The 19,419-nt window shown below is 53.3% G+C and carries 11 protein-coding genes; 8 read left to right on the top strand and 3 right to left on the bottom strand.

The window, feature by feature from the left end; all coding sequences use genetic code 11:
* Positions 1-17: 17 nt before the first annotated feature.
* Positions 18-1,553 (bottom strand): PAS domain-containing methyl-accepting chemotaxis protein, encoded by a 1,536-nt coding sequence (locus tag HP572_RS15510; protein ID WP_240583675.1) that lies wholly within the window; start codon positions 1,551-1,553, stop codon positions 18-20.
* A gap of 655 nt (positions 1,554-2,208) precedes the next feature.
* The gene (garD, locus tag HP572_RS15505; protein ID WP_014916496.1) at positions 2,209-3,783 is read right to left on the bottom strand and encodes a galactarate dehydratase; all 1,575 of its coding nucleotides are present in this window, start codon (positions 3,781-3,783) and stop codon (positions 2,209-2,211) included.
* A gap of 544 nt (positions 3,784-4,327) precedes the next feature.
* Between garD and HP572_RS15500 the strand changes: the two genes are divergently transcribed.
* The 6 genes from HP572_RS15500 (at position 4,328) to HP572_RS15475 (ending at position 12,149) form a co-directional block, all read left to right on the top strand.
* Positions 4,328-5,680, top strand: coding sequence for an MFS transporter (locus tag HP572_RS15500; RefSeq protein ID WP_205551443.1), 1,353 nt, complete (start codon positions 4,328-4,330; stop codon positions 5,678-5,680).
* 617 nt (positions 5,681-6,297) lie between these two features.
* Positions 6,298-7,635: an enolase C-terminal domain-like protein gene (locus HP572_RS15495; protein WP_205551441.1), complete on the top strand. Its 1,338-nt coding sequence runs from the start codon at positions 6,298-6,300 to the stop codon at positions 7,633-7,635.
* A 36-nt stretch (positions 7,636-7,671) separates the two neighbouring features.
* Complete coding sequence (gene gudD, locus HP572_RS15490; protein WP_205551440.1) at positions 7,672-9,012, top strand: glucarate dehydratase; 1,341 nt, start codon at positions 7,672-7,674, stop codon at positions 9,010-9,012.
* A 69-nt stretch (positions 9,013-9,081) separates the two neighbouring features.
* Positions 9,082-9,852: a 2-dehydro-3-deoxyglucarate aldolase gene (gene garL, locus HP572_RS15485; protein WP_119888568.1), complete on the top strand. Its 771-nt coding sequence runs from the start codon at positions 9,082-9,084 to the stop codon at positions 9,850-9,852.
* Between the two features lie 89 nt (positions 9,853-9,941).
* Positions 9,942-10,826 (top strand): 2-hydroxy-3-oxopropionate reductase, encoded by an 885-nt coding sequence (garR, locus tag HP572_RS15480; RefSeq protein ID WP_039552084.1) that lies wholly within the window; start codon positions 9,942-9,944, stop codon positions 10,824-10,826.
* A gap of 177 nt (positions 10,827-11,003) precedes the next feature.
* Positions 11,004-12,149 carry a glycerate kinase gene (locus HP572_RS15475; RefSeq protein WP_014916492.1) on the top strand — a complete coding sequence of 382 codons (1,146 nt, stop codon included), beginning with the start codon at positions 11,004-11,006 and terminating at the stop codon, positions 12,147-12,149.
* 471 nt (positions 12,150-12,620) lie between these two features.
* Here the strand turns inward: HP572_RS15475 and barA are convergent, their stop codons facing one another.
* The gene (gene barA, locus HP572_RS15470) at positions 12,621-15,416 is read right to left on the bottom strand and encodes a two-component sensor histidine kinase BarA (protein WP_240583674.1); all 2,796 of its coding nucleotides are present in this window, start codon (positions 15,414-15,416) and stop codon (positions 12,621-12,623) included.
* A gap of 224 nt (positions 15,417-15,640) precedes the next feature.
* Between barA and rlmD the strand changes: the two genes are divergently transcribed.
* Both rlmD and relA read left to right on the top strand, forming a co-directional pair.
* Positions 15,641-16,990: a 23S rRNA (uracil(1939)-C(5))-methyltransferase RlmD gene (gene rlmD / locus HP572_RS15465; RefSeq protein WP_240583673.1), complete on the top strand. Its 1,350-nt coding sequence runs from the start codon at positions 15,641-15,643 to the stop codon at positions 16,988-16,990.
* 53 nt (positions 16,991-17,043) lie between these two features.
* Complete coding sequence (gene relA / locus HP572_RS15460; protein WP_240583672.1) at positions 17,044-19,278, top strand: GTP diphosphokinase; 2,235 nt, start codon at positions 17,044-17,046, stop codon at positions 19,276-19,278.
* Positions 19,279-19,419 lie beyond the last annotated feature (141 nt).

Raw genomic sequence — 19,419 nt, 5'->3', positions numbered from 1 at the left:
GGATGAGATGACGTTAGTTAACTACCGTACACGTTAATCGCGCTATTCAGCCGCCTTGCCTGAAGGTTGAGCCCTTCAGCGGCTTCTGTTGAGTGCGTAACCATATCGGTGTTGCGCTGTGTCATTTGTTCTATCTGCGCAATAGAGGTATTGATCAGGCCCAATGCTGAGGTTTGCTCATGCGTTGCGTTGCTGATCTCTTTGATCATGGTGGAGACCTGCAAGACTTCATCAACAATGTCGCTGATATGTTTGCCCGCGTTCTCGACCATTGTGCTGCCCTGTTTCACACTTTCAACGTTGGCATCGATCAGCGTTTTAATCTCTTTGGCCGCAGAAGCGGAATGCTGTGCCAGATTGCGAACCTCAGCGGCCACCACCGCAAATCCGCGCCCCTGTACGCCCGCACGAGCGGCTTCAACGGCCGCATTCAGCGCAAGGATGTTGGTCTGGAAGGCAATACTGTCTATCACGCCAATAATATCAACGATTTTATCGCTGGCGCTGGAGATGGAATCCATCATGCCGATGGTTTCCTTCATGATATTGCCACCTTTAAGCGCGGTACCGCTGGCGGCTTCTGCCATGATGGTGGCCTGTGCCGCCGTTTCTGCACTCTGCTGCACGGCAACGGTAATTTCTTCAATGGCGGCGGCAGTTTGTTGCAGATTGGCCGATGTTTCTTCCGTGCGGGTATTCAGGTCGACATTGTTTTCCGCCAGCTTATGGCTGACGTTGGTGATGCCGTTTACCTGTGTACTAACGTCGTCGACAAGCGAATGCAGGTTCAGGCCAAACTGGTTAACAGAGCGTAGCAGCAAGCCAATTTCGTCGACCCGGTTCAGGTGGACATGCTTTACTTTACGGCCCGATACCACATGCTGAGCCTGCTTCAGTATCATCCTGATTGGCTGTGCAATTTGCTGTTGCAGAAACTGATCCATGATGACGATGAGTAGTAGCGTCAGTGCCAGCAGCCACAGCGGATTCATACCGCTGAAAGCAAGCAGTGCGGGAATGAGGCCCACCGCTAAGATCGCAATGCGCAGGCGCCAGCGGACTGACAATTTTTGCAGAAGCGAAAGTGGCGAAAAGAGTCCGGTGCGAACGACTAATCCTTTGTAGAAATTACGGCTGCCTGCCTGTTTTTTCTGCACGGCGCTATACAGCGCTTCGGCAGACTTGATTTCTTCGGCGTTGGGCGTGTTACGTACGGAGATATAGCCTGCGAGCTGTTCCTGCTGGTAGACCGGCGTAACGTTGGCACGAACCCAGTAGTGGTCACCGTTGTTGCGACGATTTTTAACTAACCCAGTCCAGCTATCGCCTTGTTTCAGCGTAAACCACATGTCGGCATAGGCTTCAACGGGCATGTCAGGATGGCGCACAATATTGTGAGGCTGATTGATGAGCTGCTCTTCGGAAAAACCACTAACCGTAATGAAGGCAGAGTTGGCATAGGTAATGTGGCTGTGAATATTTGTCGTGGACATCAATATGGTGTCCATGTCTAACAGATACTCCTGCTGTGTAACAGGTGTATTCAATCTCATTAGAAACCCCGGCGTACGTATCCCGCTCAGTTTCCAGGTTCAGACACGCTGGCCGCTTTTCTCGCCTCAGACGCTCTGGTTATTACAGAGGTTGAAACGTAGTGTCGCTGCCGAATGGTTCGTCCCGTGAAATCTGTCAGGCATATTGCTGTGTAAATATTCAAGTTATTCAAATGGGTATACTGAAATTTTTTGGGTGACTCGTTCATTTATATAAAATAATTTTATGCATTATTTATAATGATCGGCCTATTTACCCTATATTGTGCGTGATGGCGATTTTGTAACAAATATTTCATCAGTGTTAGCACGCTTTTTCAGCACGCGTAAATTTATGATGAGGGCGATTATCTGTCAATTGATTCATTTTATTAGCAATAAATAATTGGTAAAAAATGATTAAAAAATAGGTAGGAAGTAAAATAGGGATTTTTCTTAAAAGATGTTTTGGAATCGATGAATTTGACGCTAAGAAGAATGACTTGTTAAGTTTTTTTTATTTTTTCTTTGCGTGAATGAAATTAAATGTTGCTGCTCTGCTGTTTATTCTTTTAATTACCGCCTTTCTTTCGTTTTTATTAACGCTGAATTTATTGTAGATCAAATAACGCTATCCGCAGACCAGATAATGACGCTGGCCTGCGGAGAACGGTAATCAGGTTACTGGCGCTGGATTGAAGACGGCCAGTGCATTATGCAGCCCCCATTGATCGGACCAGGTTTTTTTCTTGCCGCTGGCGATATCCAAAATGAAGTGGAAAAGCTGCCAGCCTACGTCTTCGATTGTGGCTTCTCCGGTAGCAATCGTACCGGCATCAATATCCATCAGATCGTGCCAGCGGTTTGCCAATGCGGTGCGGGTCGCCATTTTGATGACGGGGACAGCCAGCAGGCCATAGGGGGTACCGCGACCGGTGGTGAAGACCTGCACGGTGATACCGGAAGCAAGCTGCTGGGTACCGCACACAAAGTCGCTGGCGGGTGTTGCGGCGTAAATCAAGCCACGTTTGGTTGGACGCTGTCCGGGGGACAGGACTTCGACAATCGCGCTGGTGCCGGATTTGGCGATGGAGCCGAGCGCTTTTTCCACCACGTTCGCTAGGCCGCCTTTTTTGTTGCCCGGCGATGGGTTGGCGCTACGGTCAGTTTGCCCGCTGTCGAGGTAGTTATCGTACCAGGCCATTTCTTCCAGCAGGCGTTTACCGACTTCTTCATTGATGACGCGTGGCGTTAACAGATGAATGGCGTCGCGTACTTCGGTCACTTCGGAGAACATGACGGTTGCGCCGCAGCGTACCAGCAGGTCGGATGCAAAACCAACGGCTGGGTTCGCGGTGACGCCGGAGAAAGCATCGCTGCCACCACACTGCATGCCGACAACCAGCTCGGAGGCCGGGCAGGTTTCACGCTGACGTTTGTTCAACCGCTGCAGGTGCTTGTCTGCCATCGTCAGAATGTCATCCACCATCGATCTGAAACCAACGTGGTGTTCATCCTGCAAGCGGACAATGCTGGTGTCGTCAAGGGAGATGGCCTGTACGTCAGACGTTCCTTCCAGCAGGCGCTCCGGCTGTAATTTTTCACAGCCCAGGCCGACCACCAATATCTCGCCGCCAAAATTCGGGTTCAGCGCCAGATTGTGAATGGTACGGATAGGAACCACCGCAGCGGGGGCATTGATTGCTACGCCACAGCCATAAAGATGGTTGAGTGCGACCACGCCATCCACATTGGGATATCTCGGTAATAAATCGCGCTCGATAATTTTGACGACATAGTCCACCACACCCGCGACGCAGTGCACGCTGGTGCTGATGCCTAACAGATTTTTCGTGCCTACGCTGCCGTCGGCGTTGCGGTAGCCTTCAAAGGTATAACCTTCCAGCGCAGGCAGTGCAGGGGGGATTTTGGTCGCTAGCGGCAGGGTTTCCAGCGCGGGAGCCTGAGGCAACTCGACCAGCGATTCATCGATCCAGCTTCCTTTGGCAATATCGCGCAGCGCATACCCGATAATTTCACCATAGCGGATGATGGCGCCTGATTTGGCGATATCTACAAGGGCCACTTTATGACCTTGCGGAACATGCTCAATTAATTCCAGATCGTCATTAAAACGGGTTCCAGCACGTAAGCCATTATTATTAACAACAATGGCAACATTATCAGAATCGTGGACCTTAATATAAAGTGGCTGCTCTTGTGCAGCATTACTTTCTGATTTATCTGACATGATGCAAGCCTTTATTATTGGTTTATCAGAAACGCGGTGATAACTATTATCACGCTATTATTTCATTGCTCGCTAACGAGTATACGTGAGGTTCTCTTCTCGTACATTATGCAATTGACCTAAGCCAGCGCTTTTTGTTTCGGATTTATCAGGCGAAGAACCAATTTTCGGTGAGTTTGATCACATTCTGACTGCGTACGGTTTTTTCAGGAGGAAATGACAATAATGTGTATAAATGTAAAAAGAGAACGGCGGTGTTTTTCGTGAAATACCTCGCATTATATCGTGCAAGTGCACCAACATATTCAAAAGGACATTTTTAATGTTGTGCTTTTATCTAGTGAGCAGTCAGTAGGTAAAAATTATAATGTTCCTGCGAGTTGAAGATGTCAGCTAATTACTCTGATGCTATATAGCCTGGCTATTCGCAAAAAAAATAAAAATGGGAATGTTAACTATCCACTGATCTTCATTCTGATAACCCTACACCGTTATCTGTTATTCGGAATGAATGAGCGAACCGCGATTGAAGCAGGAGTTCATCATGAATACAGTAAGCTCAGCAGCTGGCGCGATACAAAAGAGAACAAACGCCCGCTACTGGATTGTCGTGATGTTGTTTATTGTCACGTCATTTAACTATGGAGACCGTGCGACCTTGTCCATTGCTGGCTCAGCAATGTCTAAGGAAATTGGGTTGGACGCGGTGGGGATGGGTTATATCTTCTCGGCGTTCTCCTGGGCCTATGTTATTGGGCAAATACCCGGAGGCTGGCTGCTCGATCGCTTTGGCTCAAAGAAAGTCTACTTCTACAGTATCTTGACCTGGTCGCTTTTTACCTTATTACAAGGCTTTGTCGATATCTTCAGCGGCGCGGGCATTGTTATTTCTCTGTTCCTCCTGCGCTTTATGGTCGGTTTGTGTGAATCGCCTTCCTTCCCAGGAAATAGCCGCATTGTCGCTGCCTGGTTCCCTGCACAAGAACGTGGTACTGCCGTTGCGATATTCAACTCGGCACAGTATTTTGCCACGGTCATTTTTGCACCGATCATGGGATGGTTGACGCAGGCCGTTGGCTGGGCGCACGTGTTCTGGTTCATGGGCGGATTGGGTATCATTCTGAGCTTCATCTGGCTGAAAGTGATCCACGATCCGAAAGATCACCCTGGTGTGAATCAGGCCGAACTGGACTACATCGAAGCCGGTGGCGCACTGATTAACATGGACGCCAAAGGGACGAAGAAAGCGACCGAAAAAGGCGAAAAATGGCACCAGATCAAGCAATTAATGCAGTCCCGTATGATGCTGGGTGTGTATATCGGTCAATACTGTATTAACGCACTGACCTACTTCTTCATCACCTGGTTCCCGCTTTATCTGGTTCAGGCTCGCGGTATGTCGATCCTCAAAGCGGGATTTGTCGCCTCGGTTCCTGCTATCTGTGGTTTTGTGGGGGGCGTTCTGGGTGGCGTGATTTCCGATTACCTGATGCGCCGGACCAATTCACTGACCTTTGCCCGTAAAACGCCCATCGTTCTCGGTATGTTGCTCTCCATGTCGATGGTGATTTGTAACTACGTTGAAACCGAATGGGTGGTTATTGCGGTGATGTCAGCAGCCTTCTTCGGTAAAGGCATTGGTGCGCTGGGCTGGGCGGTTATGGCCGATACCGCACCGAAAGAAATCAGCGGGTTAAGCGGCGGACTGTTCAATATGTTCGGTAACGCGTCTGGTATCGTGACGCCGATTGCGATTGGCTACATCATCGGAATGACCGGTTCCTTCAATGGTGGTCTGGTGTATGTCGGGATTCATGCGCTGGTTGCGATCTTTAGCTACCTGTTCATCGTGAAAGATATTAAACGTATCGAATTGAAGCCGTTCGTTAAGAATTAAGGCTATTCGTTACCGCATTAATCTAAATATAGGCAATAACACAAAACGCTGCGCTATCTGCATGATGGCGCAGCGTTTCGCTATTAGGCTTGCCGTTTATTTATCTCATGGAAATCCAGGTGTTATCTCTTTGAAATCGGCGTCTGGGAGGACGTATTTCGGTGTTTATAAGGCGGAAATTCGCTTTCCCCGGTTTTCGTGAAACACCTCCCATTGGCCTGTGATAATGACATATTTAATCTGCATTTCGGCAGGGAATGCTGTGCTATTGCCCAATGAGTTGTGAAATAAGAAAACTTATACTTTTTACTGAGGTTGGTAAGGCGGTACGGGGTACAGCATCGCTTTCCTGACCGGTTTATTTCGGTATCGGGACAGTTATAACCTGTTTTTATTCTGATAACCCTACAAGCTGTGTTCAGTTCAAATCAGAGTAAAAACAAGGTCGCGCTAATAAAGTAGGAAAACAACATGAAATCATCTACTGGTGCACCATCTGTTTTTTATTTCTGTATGACTGAATTATTTTCATCCGCCTCAGCGCGCCCCTGCGTTGTGGCACACATCGGAAACCTAAGCGTCAATTCTGTGCGCGCCATTCATGACGGGAGCCTGTCATGACAAACTTTTCAGCGACGCCTGTGATTACCGACATGAAAGTCATCCCCGTTGCGGGCTATGACAGCATGTTGCTGAACATCGGCGGTGCGCATGGTGCTTACTTCACGCGTAACCTCGTCATTTTAACCGACAGCGCCGGGCATACCGGTGTCGGCGAAGCGCCCGGTGGTGAAGTCATTTACAACACGCTGGTTGAGGCGATTCCCCGTGTGAAAGGCGAGCAAATCGCCCGTATGAACCGTCTGGTTCATGACATTCATGTCGGCAACCAGTCTTCTGATTTTGATTCCTTCGGCAAAGGTGCCTGGACGTTTGAGCTGCGCGTGAATGCGGTGGCGGCACTCGAAGCGGCGCTGCTCGATCTGCTGGGGCAATTCATGGGTGTTCCCGTTGCCGAGCTGCTGGGGCCCGGTAAACAGCGTGATGAAGTCACCGTACTCGGTTATCTGTTCTATATCGGCGATCGCACGAAGACGGACTTACCTTATTTATCTGGTGAGAAAGGCAAGCACGAGTGGTATCACCTGCGTCACCAGCAGGCGATGGACAGCGAAGCGATTGTGCGTTTGGCCGAAGCCACAACTGACCGCTACGGATTCAAAGATTTCAAACTCAAAGGCGGCGTGTTGCCCGGCGAGCAGGAAATCGATGCCGTGAAGGCGCTGAAGAAACGTTTCCCGGATGCGCGTATCACCGTCGATCCAAACGGTGCCTGGCTGCTGGATGAAGCGATTGGGTTGTGCAAAGACATGAAGGGCATTCTGACCTACGCGGAAGACCCGTGCGGTGCCGAACAAGGTTTCTCCGGCCGTGAAGTGATGGCGGAATTTCGCCGCGCCACCGGGCTGCCAGTAGCGACCAACATGATTGCCACCAACTGGCGTGAAATGAACCATGCCGTGATGCTACAGGCGGTCGATATCCCGCTGGCCGATCCGCATTTCTGGACGATGCACGGTGCGGTGCGTGTCGCCCAACTGTGTGATGAGTGGGGCCTGACGTGGGGCTGCCATTCCAATAACCACTTCGATATTTCTCTGGCGATGTTCACGCACGTGGGGGCTGCGGCACCGGGCAATCCGACGGCGATTGATACGCACTGGATCTGGCAGGAAGGGCAGCATCTGACCAAAGAGCCACTGCAAATCGTCAACGGCAAAATTAAGGTGCCGGATCGTCCCGGTCTGGGGATTGAGTTGGATATGGCACAGGTTATGAAAGCCCACGATTTGTACAAAAAATTACCGAGCGGGGCACGTAATGATGCCGTCGCCATGCAGTACCTGATTCCTGGTTGGAAATTTGATCGTAAACGCCCGGTTTTTGGCCGCTAACCCTACATAGAAAAATGAGAGAGAAAGGATAAGAAAATGACATTGCAAAGTTCAACGCCGGTGATTACCCACATGCAGGTTATTCCGGTTGCAGGTCACGACAGTATGCTGCTCAACCTGAGTGGCGCACATGCACCTTATTTCACTCGCAACATTGTGATTCTGAAAGATAACGCCGGGAATACCGGTGTCGGCGAAATTCCCGGCGGTGAGAAAATCCGTCAGACGCTGGAGGATGCTGCTGCGCTGGTGGTGGGCAAAACGCTGGGCGAATACAAAAACGTGATGACGGCGGTACGTGCACAGTTCGCCGACCGCGATTCTTCCGGGCGTGGTTTGCAGACGTTCGATCTGCGTACCACCATCCATGTCGTTACGGGGATCGAAGCCGCCATGCTCGATCTGCTGGGGCAATTCCTCAACGTCAGCGTGGCCTCGCTGCTGGGCGATGGTCAACAGCGTGATGCCGTCGAGATGCTGGGCTACCTGTTCTACATCGGCGATCGTAATAAAACCGACTTGCCTTACCAGAGCCAGACTAATGAGAAATGCGACTGGTATCGCCTGCGTCACGAAGAAGCCCTGACGCCAGAGACCATCGTGCGTCTGGCTGAAGCTGCGTACGAAAAATACGGTTTCAACGATTTCAAACTGAAAGGCGGCGTACTGGCCGGTAGCGAAGAGGCCGAGGCGGTTACCGCGCTGGCAAAACGCTTCCCACAGGCGCGTATCACGCTGGATCCCAACGGTGCCTGGTCGCTGGATGAAGCTATCGGTCTGGGCAAACAGCTCCGCGACGTGCTGGCGTATGCGGAAGATCCGTGCGGCGCGGAGCAAGGCTTCTCCGGGCGTGAAGTCATGGCGGAATTCCGTCGTGCGACGGGGCTGCCTACCGCGACCAACATGATCGCCACCGACTGGCGGCAGATGGGGCACACCATTTCGCTGCAATCGGTCGATATCCCGCTGGCCGATCCGCATTTCTGGACGATGCAAGGTTCCGTTCGCGTGGCGCAAATGTGCCACGAATGGGGCTTAACCTGGGGTTCTCACTCCAATAACCACTTTGATATTTCACTGGCCATGTTTACTCAGGTTGCCGCGGCGGCACCGGGCAAGATTACGGCGATTGATACGCACTGGATCTGGCAGGAAGGCAACCAACGCCTGACGAAAGAACCGTTGCAGATTGTTGGCGGCATGGTGGAAGTGCCGAAGAAACCGGGTCTGGGCGTCGAGCTGGATATGGACCAGGTGATGAAAGCACATGAACTGTATAAAAACATGGGATTAGGCGCACGTAACGACGCTATGGGAATGCAGTACCTTATTCCTGAGTGGACATTTGATAATAAACGTCCGTGTCTGGTTCGCTAACGTTCTGACTTTCCGTTTTTTGAGCGCGCCGCTTCAGGCAAGCGGCGCTGGAATGACCGAGGATAAAAAATGAAGACTCCGCTGTTACCTAACCGTTTTCGCCAAGATTTGCTGCAGGGGAAAACGTTGATTGGCTGCTGGTGTGCGCTGGGCAACCCGATTTCAACTGAAGTGCTGGGGCTGGCGGGATTCGACTGGCTGGTGCTGGATGGAGAGCATGCGCCTAACGATATCGTGACGTTTATTCCTCAGCTCATGGCGCTGAAAGGCAGCCACAGCGCGCCCGTCGTCCGTCCGCCGTGCAATGAGCCGATCATCATCAAGCGGCTGCTGGATATTGGGTTCAATAACTTCCTGATTCCCTTCGTGGAAACGGCGGAAGAAGCCGCGCGTGCGGTGGCATCAACCCGTTATCCACCCGCGGGGATTCGCGGGGTTTCCGTGGCGCACCGTAGCAACTGCTATGGCACCGAACCGGATTACTTCGCCAAGATTAACGACAACATTACCGTCGTGGTGCAAATCGAAAGTCAGGACGGCCTCGACAATCTGGATGCGATTATCGCAGTTGACGGCGTAGACGGGGTGTTTGTTGGCCCGAGCGACCTGTCTGCGGCGCTGGGCTATCTCGGCCAGCCTAACCATCCTGAGGTGCAGAAGGCGATCCGCCACATCTTCGATCGTACCGCGGCGCATAACAAGCCGTGCGGCATTCTGGCTCCGGTTGAAGCCGATGCGCGTCGCTATCTGGAATGGGGCGCAAGCTTCGTTGCGGTCGGTAGCGATCTGGGCGTGTTCCGCAGCGCAACACAGGCGCTGAGCGACAAGTACAAGAAGTAATTCATTAATTCCGTGCGAATCGGATCCGCCATGAGGCGGGTTCATCGTGAATTGAAGTGATATCTACATCAGACAATGAGGTTAGGGCGATGAAAATTGGTTTTATTGGATTGGGCATCATGGGAAAACCGATGAGTAAAAATCTGCTGAAAGCAGGTTACTCATTAGTCGTGATGGATCGAAATCTGGACGCGGTCGCGGAAGTGGTTGCAGCGGGTGCTACAGCGGCTGAAACGCCGAAACAGGTTGCAGAGCAGTGCGATGTCATCATCACCATGCTGCCTAACTCTCCGCACGTTAAAGACGTGGTGCTGGGTGAAAACGGCGTCATCGACGGTGCACGCGCCGGAAGCATTGTGGTGGATATGAGCTCAATCGCCCCGCTTGCCAGCCGTGAAATTGCTACCGCACTGGCGGCGAAAGAGATCGCGATGCTGGACGCGCCGGTCAGTGGCGGTGAGCCTAAAGCGATCGACGGCACGCTGTCCGTGATGGTCGGTGGCGACAAAGCGCAGTTTGACCGTTGCTTTGAGATTCTGAAATCTATGGCAGGTTCCGTTGTGCATACCGGTGATATCGGCGCGGGCAACGTGACCAAACTGGCGAACCAGGTGATTGTGGCGCTGAACATTGCCGCCATGTCTGAAGCGCTGGTGCTGGCAACGAAAGCTGGCGTTAACCCGGATCTGGTTTATCAGGCGATCCGCGGTGGGTTGGCGGGCAGCACCGTGCTGGATGCGAAAGCGCCGATGGTGATGGATCGTAACTTTAAGCCAGGTTTCCGCATCGATCTGCATATCAAGGATCTGGCGAACGCGCTGGATACCTCACACGGCGTTGGTGCACAGCTGCCGTTAACCGCGGCGGTGATGGAAATGATGCAGGCACTGAAAGCGGACGATCTGGGATCGGCCGACCACAGTGCGCTGGCGTGTTACTACGAGAAGCTGGCCAAAGTTGAAGTTACGCGATAAGCCGTGAAGCGATAGTCACGAGGCTGGCACAGGATGCCAGCCGACTGGCAGATAATCACTCTGATCTACCTACTGGGTTTCAGGATCTTCTGCCCTGAACGTTGGCAGGTATAAGCGCCGTTTCATGAGCGCGCGGATTATTGATGCAATCGGAACGTTGATGAAATCGGATCGTTTATGAAAATAGTGATCGCACCGGATTCTTATAAAGAAAGCCTGTCTGCACAAGATGTTGCTACGCAGATTGAAAAGGGATTTCGTGAAATATTCCCCGATGCCTGCTATGTCAAATTGCCTGTTGCAGATGGTGGGGAAGGCACCGTTGAAGCCATGGTCGCTGCGACCGATGGCAAGATTGTGAATGTTAAGGTGACAGGACCGTTAGGCGATAACATCGATGCGTTCTTTGGCCTGTCTGGCGATGAAAAAACGGCTTTTATTGAGATGGCGGCGGCAAGCGGTCTGGAACGAGTGCCTTCGCAACTGCGTAATCCGTTAAAAACCACCAGCTATGGCACGGGCGAGTTGATTCGCTGCGCGTTGGATCACGGTGTTCGGCACTGCATCATCGGAATTGGCGGGAGTGCAACCAATGACGGCGGGTCGGGCATGGTACAGGCGCTGGGCGCGAAGTTGCTGGATAAGCAGGGCGAACAGATTGGTTTTGGCGGTGGTGAACTCGACAAACTTGAACGCATCGATATCAGCGAGTTGGATGAGCGTATTAAAAATTGTCGCTTTGAAGTGGCCTGCGATGTGACTAACCCGTTGACGGGGAAACAGGGCGCGTCGGCGATTTTTGGCCCTCAGAAAGGGGCAACGCCAGAGATGATTGAACAGCTGGATAATGCGCTGAAGCATTATGCGGCGGTGATTCGCCACGATCTGGATATGGACGTGGAACACGTTCCCGGTGCGGGGGCGGCGGGCGGTATGGGGGCGGCGCTACAGGCCTTTTGCGGTGCTGAGCTGCGTCAGGGCATTGAGATTGTCACTGAAGCGTTGGGGCTGGATGAACTGGTACGAGATGCCACGCTGGTGATTACCGGGGAAGGGCGCATCGACAGTCAGACGATCCACGGCAAAGTACCGATTGGCGTGGCGCGGGTTGCCAAACAGTATAATAAACCGGTGATTGGCATTGCCGGTAGCCTGACGGCAGATGTTGCCGTGGTGCATGAACATGGCCTGGATGCCGTATTCAGCGTGCTTTACAACATCTGCTCACTAGAAGAAGCGCTAGATAATGCGGCAGAGAATGTACGGATGACGGCACGTAATATCGCTGCCACGATCCGACTGGCGCAGTCGGTATCACGTTGATCGTCATCGTGATGGGATGGCGCTACGGTTAGTCAGTGCCTTTTATCTACATATTTTTATGCAGACTGAGAGACGGTTTCGTGCGCTCGTCCCTTAAACGTTCAGCGTTAGGTTCTCCCTCTGTCAGGCTGCTGTTTCTTATACGAATGCAGCGACATTGTGGGTTTTGCCGTTATCCGGCGTAAAAAATTATGCTGAGGAGATAGCGGGCTTCGGATGAGCCGCAGGACGCGGCGAAAGCTTGCGCCACGTAGGGAACGTGTCGCAAGCGGTCCGTAAAGCCCGATACCGACGAAGGCCCCGCGTTAGCGGCATAATTTCCGCCTTAAAAAGCCTGGGGTCACGGGGCGAGCGGCGTTTGAGCCGTCCCGTGTCGGGCGCGTGCTGCGGAGGAGCATGGAATAGCCATATTGTAAGCGCACGAAACTGTCTCTGTAGCCCCATAATATGTAACGAAGAGACAGGGCTTAATTACGAATGCATAGGGTTGATATGCGGTTGGGCGGCTTTGTTGACGTTGTCGATTTCGTCCAGCAGCTCCAGCCATTCGGGTTCCAGATCGCTGGCGTGAACGCCTTTACGCAGCTGTTGTTCCAGGTAGCGGCAGATACGTTGCAGACGCGGAACGCCGCTGTAGCTGCAACTGCCGTGCAGTTTATGAACCAGCTCGATGATGTCATCATCCGTCTGGCCCTTCAGCACGTTTTCTATCTTCCGCTGAACCTCCGGCAAGAAATCCAACAGCATTTGCAGCAGATCACGCGCTAACTCTGGTTTGTTGGCCGCCTGTTGCTGCGCCAGCGCCCAGTCGAGTGATAGCTGGCTATCGTCGTGCTCGTTCAGTAATCCCGTCATATCGCCCTGACTGTGCTTCAACGGATCTTGCCGTGCATGACGTGTCAGCACGCTTTTCAGCATCTGTTCGTCTATCGGTTTAGCCAGATAGTCATCCATACCCGAACGCAGTAGATGCTCGCGCTCACCGGTCATGGCCTGCGCCGTTACTGCGATGATCGGCGTGGTGGCATGGTGAGGGATCTGACGGATCAGCTCACTGGCGCAAATGCCGTCCATACCCGGCATCTGAATATCCATGAGGATAATATCGCACTGATTCAGTTCTGCCTGTGCAATCGCATCTTGTCCGCTTTCGCACAGGATAATCGTCTCGACCTGTTCTTCCAGCAGCGTGCCGATCAGTTTCAAATTAGCCGGATTGTCATCCACCGCCATCACGCGCAGCGGCAAACGGGCGGGATGGCGTACGACACCCTGATTCGGTGCTGCATCGTCCGGCAGAAAAGAGAGCTGGAACAGCGTACTGTCCTGTAACAGCGGCAGCAGGCGTGACGCGGCGAGCGGTTTGCTCAGGCAGGCATGTACGCCGAAGGTTTTCAACTGCTCGGCATCCATTTGCGCGAGGCTGGGCAGCGCCAGAATCACACAGGGCGAGCGGCGGCAGATATCGCGCAGTCTGGGCGTGTAGTCGAGCAGGGTATTGCGATATTGCACGGGAATACCGAGCAGTAGGATATCGAACTCCCCTTCCGGCAGTTGCTCAAACGTCGGGCTGTAGCTCACGATAAGCGGCGTCTGGCTCAGGATATCCAGCGTAGCCTGCGCGGCGATGGGATGATACTCAACGTAGGCCAGATGTTTGCCTTGCAGCATCGTGTAGGCTGGCTCGGTCGGCATAGCGTGCGGGTTGAGCGGCAGCGTGATGTGGAACCAGAAGGTCGATCCCTTGTTGAGCTGGCTCTGGAAACTGATGTCGCCCCCCATCTCTTTGACCAGACGCTGGGTGATGACCAGCCCGAGCCCCGTACCGCCATGACGGCGCGAAATACTGGTGTCGGCCTGACGGAAAGCCTGGAACAGCTGCGATTGCTGTAACTCGGCGATACCGATGCCGGTATCGCGTATTTGCACTTCTAGCTGCACCTGATGAGATTCCTGTCGGCGCTTCTCCACCCGAATATCGATATTGCCCTGTTCGGTGAATTTGATCGCATTGCCCAGCAGATTGGTGATGATTTGCTGTATCCGCAGCGGATCGCCGACAAACTGTTCGGGCACGTCATTCTGAATACTGAGCGTCAGCTCCAATCCTTTTTCATGTGCCGTGTGCGCCAGCAGCATCACAACGTCGTCCAGTGTGTTGTGCAGCGAGAACGGAATATCCTCCAGCACCAGCTTTCCGGCCTCCAGCTTCGAGAAATCCAGCACATCGTTAATAATATTCAGCAGGTTATTGGCGGACCGTTCGATGGTGAGCAGATAGTCCGTCTGCGTGGTGTTCAGCGGCGTCTTCAACGTCTGGCGGGTGAAACCAATCACGCCATTCAGCGGCGTTCTCAGTTCGTGCGACATATTTGCCAGAAACTCTGATTTGATGCGTGCCGCTTCCTGCGCGCGCTTTTTGGCCAGATCCAGCTCGACGTTCTGGATCTCCATCTGCTCCAGCGTTTCCCGCAGATCGTAGGTCGCCTGATCGATATTTTGCTGCATTTCTTCGTGGTAGGCGGTCAGCGACATTGCCATCGAGTTGATGCCGTTTTTCAGCATATCCAGCTCACCGAGCATGTAACCTTCGACCCGGCTATCCAACTGCCCACGGCGAATGCGGTCAACGGTATCCACCATATTACGAATCGGGGTGGTGACATCCCGCATCAGACGATAGGCAAAGATGACGGCGGCACCCAAAGAGAGCAGCAGCAGGAGCGCGGCGATGAAGATTTCCTGATACTGCTGAAGCCGAATGGTGCTGGTATCCAGCTCGATCACCAGATAGCCGAGAGGCGTGGCGGTACCGGGCAGCACCGGTGTTGTTCCGCCCGGCATGAATTCGCTGTCATTGACGATCGGCATGTGCAGAATCAGCGCGTCATTCGTGTGGTGCAGGTGCAGTTTATTGTGTGCAAGCGCATCGCTGCTGAGCGGCTGCAATGTCACGTTGTTGCGTACGTTGGTGGTTGCCAGAAGCTGATTACGCGCATCGAACACGCTAATGGTACGAATAATCGCGGAGTGGCGGCGATGAAGCGTATTGATTAACGCGGGAATCGTGTCCATCTGGCGATGGGTAATGGCGTAAGCGCTGATGGTCGCCAGCGGCTCAATGATACTGGTGCCCGAATCGGCCAACTGCGACTGCAGCTGATTGTAACGATGAATGACGAAGAACGAACTCAGCAGCAGCCCGATCATCAACGTCGGTGCCAAAATCAGTATCAACATCCGTGCACGAAGACTGTATTTGGTCATGGGGTTCCAATGTGGGAGAATTAGGGGATGCTAGGCACCCTATTATGTCATTAGTTATACCTTAAATAATTCGAGTTGCAGGAAGGCGGCGACACAGTGAATCCTCAGGAGCTTACTTAGGTAAGTGACTGGGGTGAACGAGGAAAGCCAACGCACATGCAGCTTGAAGTATGACGGGTATTCGGGTACAGCCGTTCAACTCAAGAGAAAATCGATAGTACATTATGGCGCAATTCTACTCTCCAAACCGGCGTGTGACGACCCGGAAAGCGATTCCTGCTAAGAACCTCACTGTTACGGTCACGTCGCTTGATCCGTTTGGGCAGGGGGTGGCGCGTCACGAAGGCAAGACGGTGTTTGTCACGGGTGTACTGCCGGGAGAGCAGGCCGAGGTTCAGTTGACGGAAGAGAAGCGTCAGTTTTCGCATGCAAAACTGAAACGCCTTCTGACGCCTAGCCCGCAGCGTGTTACGCCGCCGTGCCCCCATTTTACCCGCTGTGGCGGCTGCCAGCAGCAGCACGCAGACATCACGCTGCAACAGAGCAGCAAAACGGCTGCATTGGTGCGCCTGATGACGCGGGAAACGGGCGCAGAGCTGCCTGAAGCCTCGCTGATTGCCGGCACACCTTATGCCTATCGGAGGCGCGCGCGGCTTGCGTTATACTTTCAGGCAAAAGAGCAGCGTCTGTTGATGGGCTATCGACAGTCAAATTCTCACGATCTGGTGGATATCAAAGCCTGTCCGGTGTTGCGCCCCGAGCTTGAAGCGCTGCTGCAACCGCTGCGTGATTGCCTGAGCCGATTGAAGGCCGTGAAGCGTCTTGGGCATGTGGAACTGGTGCAGGCGGAAAACGGTCCGCTGCTGGTGCTGAGGCACCTTGACCCACTCCATTCATCGGATCAGCAGGCGCTGCGTGATTTTGCCCAGCAGCAGGGCGTATCGGTTTATCTGGCACCGGATGCCGACTTGCTGACGTGTCTACAGGGTGAAGAACCGGTTTATCACGTTGCCGGGCTGACGCTGGCCTTTAGCCCGCGCGATTTTATTCAGGTCAATGACGCGGTGAACCAGCAGATGGTCGCGCAGGCGCTGACATGGCTGGATGTGCAACCACAGGATAGAATATTAGATCTGTTTTGTGGCATGGGTAACTTTACGCTACCGCTGGCACAGCGTGCCGCTAGCGTCGTCGGCGTGGAAGGTGTGACCGCGTTGGTTGAGAAAGGACGCGAGAATGCCCGACGCAATGGGCTGTCCAATGTCACATTTTTTCACCAAAATCTTGAAGATGACGTCACCCAGCAGCCGTGGGCGGCTCAGGGTTTTGATAAGATATTACTTGATCCGGCACGTGCAGGCGCGGCAGGCGTGATGGAGCAGATAACCAGACTGGCACCGAAACGCGTGGTGTATGTCTCCTGTAACGCCACGACGCTAGCACGCGACAGCAAAGTATTACTGGCCGCAGGTTTTAGGCTGGCGAATGTCGCCATGTTGGATATGTTTCCACATACCGGTCACCTTGAATCGATGGCACTGTTTTTGCACGAAACCGGCACGCGAAAGGCGTAACAGGCAGCAAAGCGGCGTTGTTTGCAAGGTGAAGGGTAACGTAGGGAGAAATTATGGTTGCGGTAAGAAGTGCGCATTTGAATACGGCAGGTGAATTTGTCCCTGACGCGTGGATTGCTTCACTGGGTATTTCCAGCCAGCAATCGTGTGAACGTTTAGCCGAAACCTGGCGTTACTGTGAGCAGCAAACGCAAGATCACGCCGATGCGTCGCTACTGCTGTGGCGCGGCATTGAAATGGTGGAAATTCTGTCCACGCTCAGCATGGACAATGACAGCATGCGCGCGGCGCTGCTCTTTCCGCTGGCCGATGCAAACGTGGTCGATGAGGCGACGCTGGAAGCCGCGTTTGGTAAAAACATCGTTGATTTGGTGCATGGCGTGCGCGATATGGATGCAATTCGTCAGCTCAAAGCGACGCAGAATGATTCCGGCGCGTCTGAGCAGGTCGATAATATCCGCCGCATGCTGCTGGCGATGGTGGAGGATTTCCGCTGCGTGGTGATCAAGCTCGCGGAGCGGATTGCGCACCTGCGTGAAGTGAAGGATGCCCCAGAAGAAGAACGGGTATTGGCGGCCAAAGAGTGTACCAATATCTATGCGCCGCTGGCTAACCGCCTGGGTATCGGCCAGTTGAAGTGGGAGCTGGAGGATTTCTGCTTCCGCTATCTGCATCCTGATGAATATAAAAAAATCGCCAAGCTGCTGCACGAACGCCGTATCGATCGTGCGCAGTACATTGACGATTTTGTTAAAACGCTGCGCAACGCGATGAAAGAAGAGGGCGTGCAGGCGGAGATCTACGGTCGTCCCAAGCATATCTACAGCATCTGGCGCAAGATGCAGAAGAAGGCGCTGTCGTTCGATGAGCTGTTCGATGTGCGTGCGGTACGTATTGTCGTTGAACGCTTGCAGGACTGCTACGGCGCGCTCGGTATCGTGCATACCCACTATCGCCATCTGCCGGACGAGTTCGACGACTATGTCGCTAACCCTAAACCAAACGGTTATCAGTCCATCCACACCGTGGTGTTAGGGCCGGGCGGGAAAACGCTCGAAATCCAGATTCGTACGCGGCAGATGCATGAAGATGCCGAACTGGGCGTGGCGGCACATTGGAAATACAAAGAAGGCACCTCCGTGGGCGGACGTTCCGGCTACGAAGGCCGCATTGCCTGGCTGCGTAAACTGCTTGCCTGGCAGGAAGAAATGGCGGATTCGAATGACGTCCTGGACGAAGTTCGCAGCCAGGTGTTTGACGATCGGGTTTATGTCTTTACGCCGAAAGGCGATGTGGTGGATCTCCCCACAGGCTCCACGCCGTTGGATTTTGCCTATCACATCCACAGTGATATCGGGCACCGCTGCATCGGGGCGAAAATCGGCGGACGCATCGTGCCGTTTACCTACCAACTGCAAATGGGCGATCAGATTGAAATCATCACCCAGAAGCAACCGAACCCGAGCCGTGACTGGCTGAACCCGAATCTGGGGTATATCACCACCAGTCGCGGACGTTCGAAGATTCAGAACTGGTTCCGTAAGCAAGATCGCGACAAGAACATTCTGGCGGGTCGACAGATCCTGGATGACGAACTGGCGCATCTGGGTGTCAGCCTGAAAGCAGCCGAAAAACTGCTGCTGCCACGCTACAACGTGAATTCGCTGGATGAATTACTGGCTGCTATCGGCGGCGGTGATGTTCGCCTGAACCAGATGGTGAATTTCCTGCAATCGCAGTTAAAACAGCCGAGCGCGGAAGAGTTGGATCGTGAAGCGCTGCGCCAGCTGACGCAAAAATCGCATCAGCCAGCGGCACGCAACACGAAAGACAACGGCCGCGTGGTGGTAGAAGGTGTCGGCAATCTGATGCACCACATTGCCCGCTGCTGCCAGCCGATTCCGGGTGATGAGATCACCGGATTTATCACGCGCGGACGGGGAATTTCTATTCACCGTGCCGATTGTGAACAGCTGGACGAACTGCGCGCCAGCTCGCCAGAGCGCATTGTGGATGCCGTCTGGGGCGAAAGCTACTCCAGCGGTTATTCGCTGGTGGTGAGGGTGATTGCTAACGATCGCAGCGGGTTGCTGCGAGATATCACCACGATTCTGGCGAATGAGAAGGTCAATGTACTGGGTGTCGCCAGCCGTAGCGACACCAAGCAGCAACTGGCCACGATTGATATGGATATCGAGATCTACAACCTGCAGGTGCTGAGCCGCATTCTGGCGAAACTCAACCAACTGCCGGATGTGATCGACGCGCGGCGCCAGCAGGGGGCGTAAATGGTGGTTTCACCATCAGCCTGTTGAAAACCTTGTGCAGGCGTGGCGAAAAGTTTCGTGCGTGATTAGCAGTATTGTTCTTTGTGGCACCATTGCCACGCCCGACTGAGGGATGCTCAGACGCCGCATCCCTCAGAACCC

Source organism: Pectobacterium sp. PL64 (assembly GCF_022477975.1).
GTDB lineage: Bacteria > Pseudomonadota > Gammaproteobacteria > Enterobacterales > Enterobacteriaceae > Pectobacterium > Pectobacterium jejuense.
The sequence above is the reverse complement of the archived record's forward strand: the minus strand, read 5'-3'. Positions and strand labels throughout refer to the sequence as shown.